Genomic DNA, 15,836 nt, shown 5'->3' with positions numbered 1-15,836 from the left:
TTGTTTCAGCATCTTTCATGCTATGTAGACCCTGAAATAAATTCAGGGTGACGGCAAAAAATTAAATATTTGCAGAAAACCTTTTAAAAGAATATTATTAATCGAAATAAGTTTCAAAACAGATACAGAAATGAAAAAGATAAGCCTATTTTTAATCTTTTTACTTGTTAATTCCGGCATTTTACTGGCACAAAAAGCACCCCGATTTAAAGTGATTGCGCTTTATGAAAACGGCGGGCACCATATCGATTATTCGAAAGCTGCTGTAAACTGGCTCAACAAACTGGCAGCAGCAGAAAATTTCTCGATAGACTATATCCAGAATACGGACAGGATAGACAGCGCATTTCTTTCGGGTTATCAATTATTTATCCAACTGGACTATCCGCCTTATTCATGGAAGGATAAGGCAGTAAAGGCTTTCGAAAGCTATATTGATAAGGGCAGAGGTGGATGGATCGGGTTTCACCATGCTACTTTGCTGGGCGAATTTGATGGTTATCCTCTTTGGCCATGGTTTTATCAATTTATGGGAAACATTAAATTCAAAAACTATATTGCCAAGTTTGCCAGGGGTAAAGTAAATGTAGAGGATCAGAAACATCCGGTAATGAAAGGTGTATCGCCATCATTCTGGGTTGAAAAAGAAGAATGGTACACTTACGATAAAAGTCCACGTGCCAATGTAAAGGTGCTTGCCACGGTGGATGAAAACACCTACGAGCCGAAAGACGGCATCACGATGGGCGATCATCCGGTGGTATGGACAAATCCAGCCTATAAATCGCGTAACATCTACATTTTTATGGGACATTCGCCAATTTTATTCGATAGTAAAGATTATACCACTTTATTTAAAAATGCTATTTTCTGGACCGTTGGCAAGCCATAATCAGTATTTAATTGGTTGATTCAATTAAAAAATCATACAGATTTACTTCTGTTGGTAAATTTAGTTTTTTACGTAAACGGTAACGGCTGATTTCGACACCCTTTAATGAAATATTAAGCAGCTGTGCCGTTTCTTTCGAAGAGAGGTTAAGCCTTAAATAAGCACATAGTTTTAAGTCAGTTGCACTGAGGTTGGGGAATTTTACTTTCATTGTTGCCAGGTAATTATTGTATACCTGATCGAAATAGATGGCAAAATGATCCCAATCTTCATCTCCGTTTTCTGTATCGCTGAGTAGCTTATACACCCTGCGGAACTGGTAATCGGCGTCTGGAATGTTTAATTTCTGGGTGAGTGCTATCAATTCATCTTTTATGGCCTGTAATAGTTTGCCGCGGTCTACCAAATGCATGGTAATGGTTGCAAGCTCCCGGTTCTTATAATTCAGTTCAGCCTCAAGGTTATCGTTTTTCAGTGTAATAATTTCTTTCTCGTTACGGTCCATTTCCAGTCCGTGTAAATAACTGAGTCTTTTTTGTTCTTCTTCGTGTTTTTTCTGGTGAAGCTCAAATCTCTTTTGCTGGCGGTTAACAAAATAATAAATAATGGATATGAGAATAATGAGGTAGAGCAAAACGGCCCAAAGCGTTTGATACCAGGCCGGTTCTACAATAAAAGTATAATTTACAGGCGCTGAAGCATTCCCAAGGTTATTGCGCACCTTTACCGAGAAGGTATATTTTCCATAAGAGAGGTTGGTATAGTCTTTTTCAGTTTTTGTAGACCATTTAGACCAGTCGTTATCAAAGCCGATTAACTTGTAAGAAAACTCTTCGTTGCCCTTTTGCGCAAAAAGGGTAGAAGAATATTCAAAATGAAAAGAATTCCATGCGTTAGAAAGACTTGTTACGTTATCGGAAGTCTGGGCATTTGCGATCTGACCATTTTTAAGGAAATAGCCACCAAAAATCAGGCTGTCTTTATCGTTGATGGCCCTCACCGAAGTAAGCATTACATTGAGCTTGTTTTCTGAAGATACATAACGTTTATAGTTGAGGTGGAAAACCCCATCGTTAGAACCGACAAAGATATTTTCCATATTATAAGGATAAATATGTTCGGCTCCTTTAACTGTCTGTCCGGTAAGTTCAGGAAAATAGATGGTATGAAATTCTCCTTTTTTCGCAGACCGGTTAAAATCGACAACACCTACGCGCTGATTGCTAACGAACCAGAGGTTCCCTGAAGCATCTTCGGTTAAACAGGCCACCGGGCCATTGCCAAATATGGGTTTATAGAAAGCCGAAGGGATAAATTTATTCTTCCGGACATCGTATTCGTATATCCCGTTTTCTGTAGCAGCTATAATTTTGTGCTTTATAAAATAAACATGGTTGTTTAATTTAGAGGGCAGGCCATCATCTTCTGTATAGATTTTATAGTTGAGTACTGTTTTTCTGTCTGCCGATAATTTGGCTTTAAAAATCCCCCTGTGCGGATGTGTAGCCCATAAATTATCCTCACTATCGCGTGCTAAATTGCCCAGGGATTCGTAAATACCCGTGATTTTTCCGGCATTTGCAAAACCACCGTTCTCTGCCTTTAACAGTTGGAAACCGGTATAGGTACCAGCAATTACATCGTTTGAAGGTGTAAATGCTTTTAGCATCCAGGCACCGGGGCCATTGGTTACCAGTTGTGCCTTATTGTTAACGATATTCAGCACACCATCCTGATGCCCTGCCAGCAGGCTATTGTTTACCTGCGTTAAACTGAGTACGGCGCCCCTGGTATTTTCTACTTCGGTAAATAATCCTGTACCTGTGCTCATATCACCACCCTGTTTATTAAGCACGGCACTGTATAAACTATTGGAAGAGCCAATATACAGCCTGTTGCCAAATATGATTACCGCATTGCCTTTTACATGATTTTCGCGGCTTGGATAAATGTGTTTTATGGAGGTATTGTAATTGATGAAATCGACGCCATTTTCCAGTCCCAACCACAGGTTTTGATTATTATCGAGCAAAATGCTGTTGATATTGTTATTCTGCAGGCCATGTTTATTGGAGAATTGCTCAATCAGTTTGCCCTGTGCATCGATGATGATTAACCCTTTGGAAGCTGTGCAAACGGCAAATCTGTTCCCTGCTATTTTTGTTGCAGTATTGATCAAACTGCTGCCAAAAATGTCATCTGCTGTAGTGCTCATTCTTTTCAGCGTGGTGGCACTCATTAAAAAAAGCCCGCTTTTACGCGTGGTAAGCAGTAAAGAATCTTTACTGTAAGCGGTAATCCCCGTGACTTTAAGGGCCGAGGTCTGCAGCTGTCCGGGTTTTGGTATCGCACCATAAGGCTGCCATTTGGAATCCTTGAAAAATAAAAGCCCCAGATCTTTATCCGACGCAAAAAGTAAGGAACCCACCCGGCTCAATGCAATCCACCCACCTGGGGCATCATAAGTTTTTATTTTGTTGTTCTTCAACTCAAAAATGCATTCTATAGTCCTGAAAAAGACTTCATTTTTATACAGTACAATGTTCCATATATCGGCAAACTGCCTCGCAGTTTCGGGCATTAAGTGTTTTAGCGAATGGAATTTTAATATTCCAGACTGATCCGGGAAAAAATATCCTATTTCATCCTGTCCGCCAACATATATCTTGCCCGAGGGATCGATTTCAAGCGATTTTATGGCGCTTTTATTGGGAAGAGGATATGTTTTCCAGTAACTGCCGTCAAAAGTGAGCAGTCCGTCGTTATTGGCAAGGTAAAGCATTCCGTTTTTACCCTGTTTAATATCCCATATTCCGCTTCCGGCATTGTAATCAGCACTGGTATAACTTTTAATCGAAGGTATGGCAAGTTTAGATTGCGCCATTAGCGCAACTATAAAGGTATTGCAGATCAGAATTAATAAGGGAAATTTTTTCATTAATGGATTTAGTGAAAGGGGATGATCCGATTCATAAATTGGATTTGGGCTAAAATTGATTAGAATTGAGCTGTAATTTACTTAACATTTTGTAGAAATGGCAAATGTTTTGCAAAATGAACAGATCCTGATCAGGATGATTCCATTATGGATGGATGTAACAAAAATGGTATCAATGTTTTAAAGTCCATAAAATAGAATTACGGAACAGGGTGGTGAAATTTTTATCTTCCAAAAGTTCGGGGAAATGCCCCATGGCGATGTATATATTTTTCGCTTTAACCTGTTCGTTACTCCAGATTACAGGATGATCGCCCATTTTAACGTCTTTACCGGGATTGTAGGTAGATTCGTCGATACTGGCCAATACATGTACATTAGGCCGTGGACTTTTGTTATAAATATACCATTCATCTCTTGTTGTAAAAGATGCAGGAAGCCCTTTTAACACCGGATGTTTCCGGTCTTCGAGGTTGAGCATGGCAAATGTGCCACCGGGGATATGCCTTTTAAACTCTATTTTTCCCATAAAATCCGAATACCATTGCCACATCGGATAGTTATCGAACACGCCTAACAGGGTAGGGTGATGAAAGCCGATCCATCCGCCTTTTCCATTTACAATATAATCTTCAAAAGCCTCCTGTGCTTCTTTCTCCCAGGGATATGGCGGATAATCGAGCTGTATAAAAAGCTGGTATTGTTTCAGAAATTGTTTATTGATCTTTTTTGTATCGCTGGCATAATCGATGATAAACCCTTTTTCTTCGGCCAGTTTATTTAACCATAACCTGGCTGCATCATCAAACAAAGCATGGCCTCCGCCGTTTTCGGCAAGGACAAAAATTCTGGTTTTTGGTTTATTATGGCGTGGCTTCGTAGCTGCATGGCTGCCTATACTAAGTGCAGAGATTAGAAGGAATAGTATGATTTTTTTCATTGGTGTTTCTTTGGGTGGACGTATTTAAATATAGCGATATCATAATCCTACTTTTTTAACGGTTTGTCAATCCTGAGCCTGTCGATGAAAAATCGGGACAATTCTCCGAAAAGCCATAAACAACGTTAGCAGGTCCTTCGACAGGCTCAGGATGATAAATTATCTGTGTTAATCTGTGTGCATCTTGGTTAAATTAATCGTTATCGTTTATTTTTCTTTGCCTAGCCATAAAAGCCCGTCGATGATGAATTTATTTTGGGTTTCGCTTCCAAAAGTAGACGACTTGCCGACGTTCGCTGCATAATCCATGGCATTGTGCCCGAAATTGGCATATAACATTTTATACTTGTTATTTGTCCAGATAATAGGATAGTAGCCGCTGTACCAGCTTTGTTTAGGATCTGTTCCTAACGGAAAGCTGCTTTCGTGCACAGAACAAAGCACTTTAATATCCGGGTTTTGGCGCAGGTCTTTGGTCCAGCTGTACCATTCGCTAACCGAAGAGGTAAACGTTTCGGGAAGGCGCAATGTGGATGGATGTTTTTGATCTTCGCACTTTAGTACAGCGGTAGTAGGGAACCAGGTATTGTTCCTGAAACTGCCCACGCCCAAAAACTTATTGTAGTACCAATCCCATTCGGCAGGGTTGGTGTTAAATGCACAAACATGGAAACCCATCCAGCCACCACCTTTTTCCATATAGGCCTGAAAAGCTGCTTCCCTGGCTTTGGGCGCACGGTCATCAAGAAAAAGAACTACCTGGTACTGCGCCAAAAAAGTTTCGTTAAGCTTGCTCCAATCGTTGGTAGCCGTGTAGGTAAAACCATATTGTTCGCCCGCTTTCGGAAACCATTCGTTTGCTTCTTTTACAAAGTTAATGTGCGCCAGGTCGTAAGTGCCGTTATAAAAGGCAATTACATTGAACTTTTTAGGTACCCCGATTTTTTTGGAGTTAGAAATTTCCCCGCCCTTAACCGATGCTACAACTTTTACCGTATGTTCTTTATTATCTTTGAAGATAAAGCTCAGCACATTGCTGTAAATGCTGGCACCAGAAACGCCTTTGGCATCAGCATCATCAATAAACCACGAAATCTTATCCACTTTGTACTCATAAACCGGGGTAAACGAAACCAATGATCCGATTTCAGGACTTTCAATACTCGATTTAATGGAAATGCTCGTGGCATAAACGGGCTGGTTGGGGAATTCATCTTTTGATTCCGCTTTTTTACATCCTATAAAAAGGATGATCAGCATCATGATTGCTGAGAATAATGATTGTTTGTTCATAATATATTGGTTAGATTTTAGGCTGATATATGCGCTTTCGAATTTATAACCTTAAGTACATACTATGCCCTGGTACTGCCTCTACATTTGCTCTACAATCCCATTTTTGCGATTAAAATCGAATGGTTTTAACACAATCAGGCTAAGATTTATATAACTTTAATTCTTGCTAACCAAATAACAACCATTATATGAAATTAAAGCTCTTATTGTTATGGGTATTGATGATTTTAACCCAGAATGTATTCTCTCAGCACAAATTAACAGAGATGTTATCGTATGCCCGCGCTAATAAACAAAGCCCCGATTCGGTAAAAATGAATTCAGAATTTTTACTGCTGGGTACTTTAAACGATTACATCAGCCGAAAGTATGTAAATAACGAAGGACAGTTTGACCGCTATGATCCCTACGAGAAGTTATTAAAGAAATATATAGACAGTGTTGTGAAAAAGGCATTTAACATTTCGCTGATTGATAAAGGTGATCATTACGTTTCTGAAGAAATGACGCGAAGAATGGATGCCTTTTATCAGGGCGATCGTTTAAAGGATGGTATCTTATATAGTAGTGCCGAAAATAAACTCTCGTTCCTCACCGGTGTGTATCTTCGTTATGGCGAAAAAATAAACAATAATTTATATAAAATCTGGCTCAGAAATTCGGCTAAACATCTTAACTGTTACGAAATACTGAAGCAGCTGGGATGTACCCATATTTATTACAAACACCTTAACAATATCCCCGCAAGCGATTTTCTTTATTTTGAGGCCACACCTATCATTAAAAAATATTTCGCTACGGTAGCGGTATATCAGGAAAAGATTTTGAATGAACAATTGGCCTATCACTTTAAAAATTCTGCCGATCCAAAAGAAGCTTACCATAAAATTTTTGAAAGGGAAAATGATAAGGTTCAAAGTCTATTTGAAGAGCCTTAGCGGTACGATGATACTAAGGCTAAATCAACTATAACATGCCTTTGGTTTTTGATTACTGAAAAGCCTATACTACATTTCTACTACCTGACGGGTTTTTAGCTTTAATCATTTGTGGCAACGGCTTGGTTTTGCTCTATTTGTGCCATAAACATGCTATTTTCCACTAACCAAAATGAATAAATTATTATTGTTCCTGATCACTGCCATGGTACTGCCGGGCATAAGCAAAGCACAACAGAAAGGCGCTGTAAAAACATCCTATACAGCCGGAACCATTAAACCCAATCATAAATCAGCAGAACAGCTAAACGCCGATCTGGGTATGGTTTACGACCGCTGGAAAAAGAACTACCTCACCGAAGATATCGGTGTAAAAGGGCAGTATTACATCAAAAGCCAGCGAACAGGAACTGTAACGGTTTCTGAAGCACATGGCTACGGCATGATTTCGCTGGCCTACCTCGCCTGGTATGATAAGGATGCCAAACTCTATTTTGATGGAATGGCCCGTTTCTTTAAAGCACACCCAAGCAATGGAAATAAACATTTGATGTGCTGGCAGGAGGGAATACGTGATGGCAAGGTAATTTCGGTTGGGGGAAGCTGTGCCACCGATGGTGATATGGATATTGCCTACGCTTTTCTGCTGGCCGACAAAATATGGGGCAGCACCGGAGAAATCAACTACCGCGCCGAGGCTTTATCAGTAATTGATGCCCTGATGCAATCTATCGTTCACAGAAAATTTAAAACACTTAAGATGGGCGATTGGGCAGGAAACGAAGGTTCGAGGGTTAGTGATGGTAGCCGGCCATCAGATTTTATGCTTCAACAGATAAAAGCCTACCAAAAAGCAACAGGCAACAAAACATGGAACGCTGTTGTAGACAGTACCTATGCCATTACACAACATATTTTTGCCAGTTACAGTCCGGCAACCGGTTTGATGCCCGATTTTGTAGAAAGAAAAGATGGCCGGTTTATCCCCGCAATAGGCGAACTGCTTGAAGGTGATACAGACGGGGCTTACGCTTACAATTCGGCACGTTTTCCGTGGCGTATGGCTACCGATTACCTCAGCACTGGGGATAAACGCGGACTTGCACAGCTTACCGCATTGAATACCTGGATACAGAAAGCATCATCAGGCGAAACGAACCAAATTTATACGGGTTATCGTTTGGATGGTTCGGTACTGCCCGGAAGAAACAACACCGATCTTGCCTTCCAATCGCCATTTATGGTGAGCGCTATGATCAATAAAGACAATCAGTTATGGCTCAATAAACTATGGGATAATGGTGTAAAACGATCGGGCAGTTACTTTGGTGATTCGATTACATTGCTCTGTATGATCGTTGCTTCTGGCAATTGGTGGACACCTGAATAATTGCGGTAAATCCCTGATCTACGAAAATAAGATCAATTAAAATATGCCTCTCAAAATGCTCTGGGTTTTACGTGGAGTAGTAACCCTGACCCGACTCATATTGGGATCAGGGTTTGTTTTTGCGTTAAAATTAAAAGGTTCGTCATCACGACCGCAACGCAGTGGAGCGGAGAGATCTATCCTTTATTCTAGTTGTAGCGTCTCGTTACGACATGCATACTTCCCATGTCTGTGTCCTCACAGACCGGAATATCAGTTTTTTTTATTATTCTAGTTGTTACGTCCAGCCATGGAAAGCATATGTTAAAATAATGAAATTTATTCAAAGGTCTCAGCGAGACGCTAAGACCAGGCGGTAGATCTATCCTTTATTCTAGTTGTAGCGTCTCGCTACGACATGCATACTTCCCATGTCTGTGTCCTCACGGACCGAAATATCAGTTTTTTTAATATTCTAGTTGTAACGTCCAGCCACGGAAAGCATATTTTAAAATAATGAAATTTATTCAAAGGTCTCAGCGGGACGCTAAGACCAGGTGGTGCCTCTTCACAATGACGACTTATTCTGGTTGTAGCGTCTGCAATCTGCGTTTTATCTTTTCATTTTGTTTCCCGCGGATGACACTGATCACACAGAAAAGGACGCAGATAGATGGAATCCTACTCCCCCGGTCTGTGTCCGCACAGATCGGAATATCAAGTTTCTTATTATTAATACTAATGGTCTGTGTCTCTGCAGACCATGGCGTGTTAGCATTAACGGTTAAATACATTTCTTTTTTTATCGGAGGCCACTACCCATCGGAATGCATCAATGATGAGTTTGTTCTGTGTGGCATCTTTAAATATTTCGCTTCCGTGGCCCATATTCAGGTAAATCATACGGTAATCGGTATTGGTCCAAACTACAGGTGTATCTCCACCAGGAAGAATATCTTTTAAACCCAAAGGGTAATTATCCTGCGATAAAGAAACCAGCACTTTTACATTTTTACGCTCCCGCGGGCTTGGTTTCCATTGGTACCACTCGTTGGCAGGAGCAATAAAGGTTTTGGGTAAAGCTTTTGTAATGGGGTGTTTGGTATCTTCAACATTCAGTTTTGCGGGTAGAGGTGGCCAGCTGTTCCGGTCGAAAACACCGCCGCCCAAAAAATCTACAAACCAGGGCCATTGTGTGGTACGGTCGTTATAGGCTGCTACATGAAATCCCATCCAACCACCACCGTTTTCCATATATTTCTGAAAGGCCAGTTTTTGTGCCTCACTGGTGGGAAAATCGTTCAGCATCATCACCAATTGATAATCTTTCACTTTTTCGTCGTTCATATCATCCATATTGGTGGTTAAGTCGAATACAAAGGTTTTTCCTATGGTTAAATCCTTAAAAAACTTGATGGCGTCGTTTGCAAAAGTAACATGGGCCGATTCGACTTCCTTACTGTAAAAAGCCAGAACTTTAAATCGCGGATATTGTGCTTTTAAAGTTGTAGTTGTAAATAATATGAGTACCAGCCCTAAAAGGAGCTGTTTATAAAATGTGTTTTTCATTTGTTTAAATACTTAATGGTTCAATAGTTGCTACTTGGTCGGCATCTTTCATGCTAGATAGACGCTGAATTAAATTCAGGGTGACGTTAATGAATTAAAATATCTACACAAGTTTTTTAAAGGTATGTTAGTAATCGAATTCAGATTATTTAATGATTAGCGGCTATTTGAGCGACATTGCCGTTACCGCCTGTAAAAACCAGCCGGTGTGTGGAATCCATTGTTCGGTCCAGCGCCATTCGTTTCCGTTATCAGTCATTTTGAAATCAATGCCAGAGCCATCGCCCTTTCCATCTTTTCCGGTAATGCCGTTAGAAATGCCACCTTTTCCTGTTCCGTGGCCATACATGGAGTTCATGTGCGGTACGTTGTTCTGTCCATAACCGTACATCATACACATATTGTAGGGATTACAGCCCAGAACCCATGAGACCAAATGATCTGCAAATTGGGCAAGTTCGGGTTTTACACCATAGGCTCCATTGCCAGGATAAACCAAACGGCCGCCAAAAATGGCTGCTGCTGCCAAAGAACCCAATCTTGCATCTTCGCCCTGCCACCACCATCCACTTTCGTTATCGTGCGGTATAAAAAAGCCATTCTGTACTTTTCCTTTATAGATAAAACTCTGCCGCGGATAGCCAAATGGATTGGCGGTTTCTTTAGTAATGCTCAGGTTATAATCCAACGCCTTTTTGATGGTTGATAAAGCAGTTTTTCTAAATGCAGGGTCTTTTTCTACCTCAAGGTACCTTACCAATGCGATAATGGGCAAACCTGCATCAGCAGCATGCCAGAATGGGCGGTTAGTGTCGTTTGCAATAAAGTATCCGGCAGGAGCAAGGCGTTTATGCAGGTTTTCTGCACGGATGCGAGCTTCTTTCTGATATAGCGCTTTACCTGTTGCTTTCCAAAGTTCGCTGGCTGCCATTAATGCACAATAATCATCAATCACATTGTTTTTATGGTCGTCGGCATATTGAAGACTATATTTTTGCAGGTGTGCAAAAGCACGTTCGGCTGCAGCCAGATAATCTTTGGATTTAAAATCGCCATCAATATTCCATTGCGAGATCCGCGCCAGTGCGGCCACGGCCATACCACCACCTTCGCGATAAGCACATTGGTAATCGTCGGTTGTTTTGCTATCGGCCAGTAAACCTACAACCCTGCGGGCAGAAGGATTTTTATCGAAATAGCTAAAAACAGTCATGTAAAAATAACCATCAGGATCGAGCGAACGCATGATGTAATCGGCTCCGTAAATGGCCTCGGCGGTAAGCGACTGTTTACTTCCGATATTATCCAAAAGGGCAGGAACAGTTTCTACAGTGTTGGCCATAGACCAGGTAACCATTGGAATCTGTTGTGGCAGCATTACATTGGTGTAAGCCAGGTGGGAAAAATACTTGCTTACATCGCCAGAAGCATCGCACCAGCCACCGGTTAAGTTAACTGTACGGGTACTGCCATGCAAACGTATGTTCTGGTCGGCTTTCAGTTCTTCAGGCGAATTTGCCCGCTGGTGGTAAAAAAAGTTCACAATGGCCGGAATGGAAACTTTACTGATTAAGGCATCACCTATTTGAAAGGGATAGGAATCGATATTTTGTCCATTTATAACCAGGCGGATTTTATAAGTTCCGTTCTTAGTAAAATCAGAGAAGATTACCGGACTGTAATAGGCACCGGTTCCCCAGCTGTCAACACGTTCGCCTGCTTTAACTTTTCCAGAATACACGACAGATCCGGTTGCAGTATCCAATAACTGAAAAGCCAAACCATCGGGCAGGGGCTGATCCGTTTTTACAATGGCCTGTTTAGTACTTTTCTGATTATAGGCCACCTGATTAACCAGAATCTGTATGCCGTTCGGCGCTGCGCTTTGGGCACTGGAAATTGAAATATTGGAGAAAAAAGTGAGTATTAAAATCGCGATTATGCCAGGTTTCATCATATTGTATAAAGTCAATTCTTAAATATTATTTGTTAATGCCCGAATACACTGCTTTCCTCAGGGTACCATCTTCGGTGTCTCCGGCATAATCCCAGTACATGGCGCCGAGCATGCCCCGTTTTAAAAGGTATTCGCATTTAACCTGTATCGATTCGGGATTTTCGTAGGTACAAACCAGTTCTCCCTTGTCATTTTCCAGATATGGCACTTTTGCATCCGCATCCCATTGGGTTTTAAAACCGATAAGTTTAACTACTTCCTTATAATCGATGTAACCGGCAATGCCATTTTTACCATGACCGTAAAACGGAATGCCCAAAACCAGCTGGTTTATGGGGATGCCGGCATTTACATGTGCCGTTACGGCTTCATCTGCGCTGATCCATTTGGTGTTTTTCGAACGGAACAACCCTGCATGATGATGGGGTGGATTACCCATGTCATAGGTCATAATGTTCACAAAATCGATTACCGGTTGAATTGACCTGAAATCAATATAATGTGCATCAGGAGATGAGGCTAAAGTTAACAATTTCTGTTTACCAATTTTATCCCTGATGGCTTTCATCATTAAGGTATAATTTTTTGTATCATCAGGAGAAGAGGAGATCCCCGCTGATTTATTGGTAGGGTATTCCCAGTCGATATCAATCCCATCCAGGTTATATTCTTTGATTACACGGAGGCAATCATCTGCAAATTTGGTCCTGCCTGTATCCGTAGCGGCCATTTCGCTGAATTTTCCGCTGCCCCATCCTCCAATCGAAATCAGAATTTTTAGTTCTGGGGAGGTATTTTTTAATTCGGTTAATTTCCTCAGCCTATCGGGGTTATTGATCCTAACACCATTAAAAGTATCATTAACATGCCCAAAGGCATAATTAAGGTGCGTAATGTGTTTTGGATCAGGTATTACAGTAGTCCACGAAGTTACATAAGCCACAATAACTTTCTTAGCTGCCTGTTGTTTTTGTTTTCTGACAGCAGTACAGCTTTGTGCAAAAGTAATTGTAGCAATTAATAGTACAAACCATGCCGATTTCATTAATCTGATAGGCTTGTGGAATTGTTTTGTTTTCATAGGGTTTTAATGTAGGGACATTTATTGTTGAGCTTTCGCGGTTTAATAGCAAACCGGTTTGCAGCCAGATAAAGGCGCAAACCGGTACGGTAATTTTTGTTTTATTGTTAAAAGGCAAGTGATTTCATTCTCACACCCGAAATTTTGAGGTAGTTATTGGTTGTGGTATTACCTATAAGTGTTGCCACAAAACCAAATGATACCTGTGTAGGTCGATCTAAGGTAAAGTTGAAGCTAATGGTATAGGCTACCCCGGTTGCCGATGGTTTAATCTGCGTGTAAGCAGCATCATTGGTATTTACCAGGTTGAGCATGCTGGCTTTTGCCGCCAACGCTTCTACATTAGGGATCACTGTACCCACACTTGCAACAAAATAACTCTGCGAGTTTGCCGTAGCAAGACTGGCGTTACCTACACGTGCTTCCAAACTGTACTCGCCGGCAGGTAAAAGCTGGGTCTGGTAAATTTTACCATTTGTGATGGTATTCAGATTGGTATTGGTGGTGTTTTTACCGGCTTCAAAAGACATGGTTCCGAAATTGGTTACATTTTCGGCCGTACGTTGTACATAGGTACCATAAGTATCAAAATCAGTACCCCAGTTATTGGCCGCCCCGTTCGATGTCCAGGAAGCCAGTCTTCTCCATGTAGCGGTATTACCTGCAACTACAGCGCCTTGGCTAAAGCTTACCGGCTGAAACTGGGTGCCAGTTGTACTTGCCGGGTTCATTTTACCCGGATTGGCAACAAAAGTAGCGGTAACATCGGTACGGGCATTAACGCCTACACGGTAGGCCGTGTAAAAGGTGTCAATTGCCAAACTATCGGGCAGGTATACAGTGCGGTAATCGAAAGTACTGCGGTATTTATAATCTAAAAGTGTTGCTGTAGATGAATTAATCAACCTTTTTGCCCTTGTTTTTACACCTGCGGTATTGATAAAGGATACATCCATATACTGTGGGCCGTTGGCCTTATCAAGCCCGCCCCAGGTAATGGTAGCCGTTGTTCCATCTAACGAAACATCCGATATAGGCATATTGATCAGCGAGTTGGCGTAATTATCGCCATAAACCTTTACTCCGCTTTTTACCACAGGGATAGAAGCATTACCGGCAGCATCGTAAGTGATGATTTCGAAATTATAGGTACCCTCAAATAAATTATTTACGTATTTGTTCAGGCTATCAACCGCAAGTTTCCGTTGAACGGGCACTACTAACGAATCCTGCCTGCTGTTCCAGTATATTTTGCATTTGGTTACTTTCCTGTCGGAGATAAACAATCCCTGAACAAGTACCCGGTTGCGTCCTGAACGTATTTTTAAGGAATCGACCCTACCGGTGTAGGAAATTTCGCCGCCTTCCACGTATTTTTTAAAGTCATCCATTTTAGTGCAGGATGTAAATGCTGCTATCCCTATTACAAACAGGAACATGATCAGCCTTATGTTAAGCATCTTTTTCATCGCTATTGGATTTTGTTTCATTATTTAGGGTTACCATAAGCCTGTACTTCTGTGATCATCAGGAAGTTTGTTCCCTGCCAGTTGTTGATGCATTTAATCCGCAGGTAACGTAGTTTTGGTACATTGATATCAAGGTCGTAACTTAAACCTGCAGCTGCGGTAGTCTGGTCTTCGTCGCTTACTTCGCCATAGGGCAGGCCTGATGGTTTTACAGAAGTGTAGGTTCCAAGTTTGTACCAGCTGTCGTAACTGCCATCGGGATTAGGATTTGCCGAACCCCATATTTCGAAGTTTTTCATGTTGCCGCGGTAATAATAGGTTTTTCTTCCACTGATGGTTTCAGGGTAATCCCAGATTACCAACCTGCTGAGCTGTGCCAGTTGTCCCAGATCGAAGGTAATGGAGTGCGGGCCCTGATCGGTAATGGTTGGCGGCGTATAAGCCACACTCGGGAAATTTACCGTTTGTCCGTCCCACATGGCTTTTACCCCTGTAGGATCTGTTCCATTGTTGGAGAAATTGGCACGCTGATCGCCCGGCCAGATTACCGGCTGCATTTCCCTGTATAACGATTTGGCTAACGGTAATTCAAATAATGGCTTTACGGTTGTAAACAGCGTATCGGTTTGGTTAAGGAAACGGTCGCGGATGACCACGGCTATTTTTACCGGTATGGTATCTAAACCACGGATATTTTTGCTGATATCGGCAGCGGAAGTATAAATGCCATCAAAAGCTACCCAGCCTTTATAGCCCTGCAAGCGCATTGGTATAATGGAAAGATTGGCCTTACTGTTGTTTTTTAATGAAACATTGATGCCACCAAATGCAGGCACCACTTTCATGGTACGGAAAGCAATCTGGATGGCATTTTCTAGTGGTTTTACTTTGATGGTTACCGGTGTGGAAGCTACTTCGCTTTTGTTTACTACCCTGAGGGTTACTTCGTGTTCTTCTGTATCGCCAAAACCATCAACCACCATCTGACTGGTGTAAAAAGATGCCCGAACCTCTCTTTTTGCTCCCGATAGGAGTGTGTATTCTGCTTTTACATAAGCGATATCCTGATCGGTAGGCAATTCGTAAGTGAGTGTCGCCTGACCAGACTGGCTGGTGGCCTGCACATTTTTTACAGGTCCCGGCGGGTTTGGGTTGTTTCCCAATGGGCCGATGATATCTTTCTGACAGCTGCTTAATAATGCAATTAAGGGCAGCGCCATCATTAAAATTGATTTAATTACTTTCATTTCTTAAAGTTTTTATGATTACCAGCCTGGATTTTGAACTAAATTGGTGTTTACCCTAAATGCACCGGTTTGTATCGGCCACAGGTAATCTCTTGGCGCAATAAAGGTCTGGTTATAGATTACCCTGTTCTGGTAGTAAC

Annotated in this window: 12 protein-coding genes; 3 read left to right on the top strand and 9 right to left on the bottom strand. The window is 41.5% G+C overall.

The genetic code is table 11. The annotated features are described in order from the left end of the window. Window positions 1-130: 130 nt before the first annotated feature. Window positions 131-892, top strand: a complete 762-nt coding sequence (locus B2V92_RS10810; RefSeq protein WP_293307726.1) for a ThuA domain-containing protein — start codon at window positions 131-133, stop codon at window positions 890-892. A gap of 7 nt (window positions 893-899) precedes the next feature. Here the strand turns inward: B2V92_RS10810 and B2V92_RS10805 are convergent, their stop codons facing one another. From B2V92_RS10805 to B2V92_RS10795, 3 genes are all read right to left on the bottom strand, one after another. After that, on the bottom strand, window positions 900-3,830 hold the full coding sequence (locus B2V92_RS10805) for a triple tyrosine motif-containing protein (protein WP_293307724.1): 2,931 nt from the start codon (window positions 3,828-3,830) through the stop codon (window positions 900-902). Window positions 3,831-4,002: 172 nt separating this feature from the next. Continuing rightward, entirely contained in the window at window positions 4,003-4,770 is a 768-nt protein-coding gene (locus tag B2V92_RS10800) for a ThuA domain-containing protein (RefSeq protein ID WP_293307722.1), read from the bottom strand. 207 nt (window positions 4,771-4,977) lie between these two features. Then, complete coding sequence (locus B2V92_RS10795; protein WP_293307720.1) at window positions 4,978-6,063, bottom strand: ThuA domain-containing protein; 1,086 nt, start codon at window positions 6,061-6,063, stop codon at window positions 4,978-4,980. Between the two features lie 191 nt (window positions 6,064-6,254). On the opposite strand from B2V92_RS10795, the gene B2V92_RS10790 reads away from it, so the two are divergent. Together B2V92_RS10790 and B2V92_RS10785 are read left to right on the top strand one after the other, a co-directional pair. Beyond that, window positions 6,255-7,004 (top strand): hypothetical protein, encoded by a 750-nt coding sequence (locus B2V92_RS10790; protein WP_293307718.1) that lies wholly within the window; start codon window positions 6,255-6,257, stop codon window positions 7,002-7,004. Window positions 7,005-7,176: 172 nt separating this feature from the next. Continuing rightward, entirely contained in the window at window positions 7,177-8,394 is a 1,218-nt protein-coding gene (locus B2V92_RS10785) for a glycosyl hydrolase family 8 (RefSeq protein ID WP_293307716.1), read from the top strand. Between the two features lie 756 nt (window positions 8,395-9,150). Here the strand turns inward: B2V92_RS10785 and B2V92_RS10780 are convergent. The 6 genes from B2V92_RS10780 to B2V92_RS10755 form a co-directional block, all read right to left on the bottom strand. After that, window positions 9,151-9,942 carry a ThuA domain-containing protein gene (locus tag B2V92_RS10780; protein ID WP_293307714.1) on the bottom strand — a complete coding sequence of 264 codons (792 nt, stop codon included), beginning with the start codon at window positions 9,940-9,942 and terminating at the stop codon, window positions 9,151-9,153. Between the two features lie 163 nt (window positions 9,943-10,105). Then, window positions 10,106-11,899, bottom strand: a complete 1,794-nt coding sequence (locus B2V92_RS10775; RefSeq protein ID WP_293307712.1) for a glycoside hydrolase family 9 protein — start codon at window positions 11,897-11,899, stop codon at window positions 10,106-10,108. A gap of 25 nt (window positions 11,900-11,924) precedes the next feature. Further along, window positions 11,925-12,980: a glycoside hydrolase family 18 protein gene (locus B2V92_RS10770; RefSeq protein ID WP_293307710.1), complete on the bottom strand. Its 1,056-nt coding sequence runs from the start codon at window positions 12,978-12,980 to the stop codon at window positions 11,925-11,927. 107 nt (window positions 12,981-13,087) lie between these two features. Then, the gene (locus tag B2V92_RS10765) at window positions 13,088-14,449 is read right to left on the bottom strand and encodes a DUF4998 domain-containing protein (RefSeq protein ID WP_293307708.1); all 1,362 of its coding nucleotides are present in this window, start codon (window positions 14,447-14,449) and stop codon (window positions 13,088-13,090) included. A 20-nt stretch (window positions 14,450-14,469) separates the two neighbouring features. After that, complete coding sequence (locus B2V92_RS10760) at window positions 14,470-15,696, bottom strand: DUF5000 domain-containing lipoprotein (protein WP_293307706.1); 1,227 nt, start codon at window positions 15,694-15,696, stop codon at window positions 14,470-14,472. An 18-nt stretch (window positions 15,697-15,714) separates the two neighbouring features. After that, the gene (locus tag B2V92_RS10755) at window positions 15,715-15,816 is read right to left on the bottom strand and encodes a RagB/SusD family nutrient uptake outer membrane protein (RefSeq protein WP_349681427.1); all 102 of its coding nucleotides are present in this window, start codon (window positions 15,814-15,816) and stop codon (window positions 15,715-15,717) included. Window positions 15,817-15,836: the final 20 nt, after the last annotated feature.

It is taken from the genome of Pedobacter sp. UBA5917 (assembly GCF_002432345.1).
Classification (GTDB): Bacteria; Bacteroidota; Bacteroidia; order Sphingobacteriales; family Sphingobacteriaceae; genus Pedobacter.
The sequence above is the reverse complement of the archived record's forward strand: the minus strand, read 5'-3'. Positions and strand labels throughout refer to the sequence as shown.

What these genes read in the sequence shown, in the direction of transcription:
- B2V92_RS10800 (WP_293307722.1), bottom strand. Translation starts at nt 4,770, where the DNA reads ATGAAAAAAATCATACTATTCCTTCTAATCTCTGCACTTAGTATAGGC.
- B2V92_RS10790 (WP_293307718.1), top strand. Translation starts at nt 6,255, where the DNA reads ATGAAATTAAAGCTCTTATTGTTATGGGTATTGATGATTTTAACCCAG.
- B2V92_RS10785 (WP_293307716.1), top strand. Translation starts at nt 7,177, where the DNA reads ATGAATAAATTATTATTGTTCCTGATCACTGCCATGGTACTGCCGGGC.
- B2V92_RS10760 (WP_293307706.1), bottom strand. Translation starts at nt 15,696, where the DNA reads ATGAAAGTAATTAAATCAATTTTAATGATGGCGCTGCCCTTAATTGCA.
- B2V92_RS10810 (WP_293307726.1), top strand. Translation starts at nt 131, where the DNA reads ATGAAAAAGATAAGCCTATTTTTAATCTTTTTACTTGTTAATTCCGGC.
- B2V92_RS10770 (WP_293307710.1), bottom strand. Translation starts at nt 12,980, where the DNA reads ATGAAAACAAAACAATTCCACAAGCCTATCAGATTAATGAAATCGGCA.
- B2V92_RS10795 (WP_293307720.1), bottom strand. Translation starts at nt 6,063, where the DNA reads ATGAACAAACAATCATTATTCTCAGCAATCATGATGCTGATCATCCTT.
- B2V92_RS10775 (WP_293307712.1), bottom strand. Translation starts at nt 11,899, where the DNA reads ATGATGAAACCTGGCATAATCGCGATTTTAATACTCACTTTTTTCTCC.
- B2V92_RS10805 (WP_293307724.1), bottom strand. Translation starts at nt 3,830, where the DNA reads ATGAAAAAATTTCCCTTATTAATTCTGATCTGCAATACCTTTATAGTT.
- B2V92_RS10780 (WP_293307714.1), bottom strand. Translation starts at nt 9,942, where the DNA reads ATGAAAAACACATTTTATAAACAGCTCCTTTTAGGGCTGGTACTCATA.
- B2V92_RS10765 (WP_293307708.1), bottom strand. Translation starts at nt 14,449, where the DNA reads ATGAAAAAGATGCTTAACATAAGGCTGATCATGTTCCTGTTTGTAATA.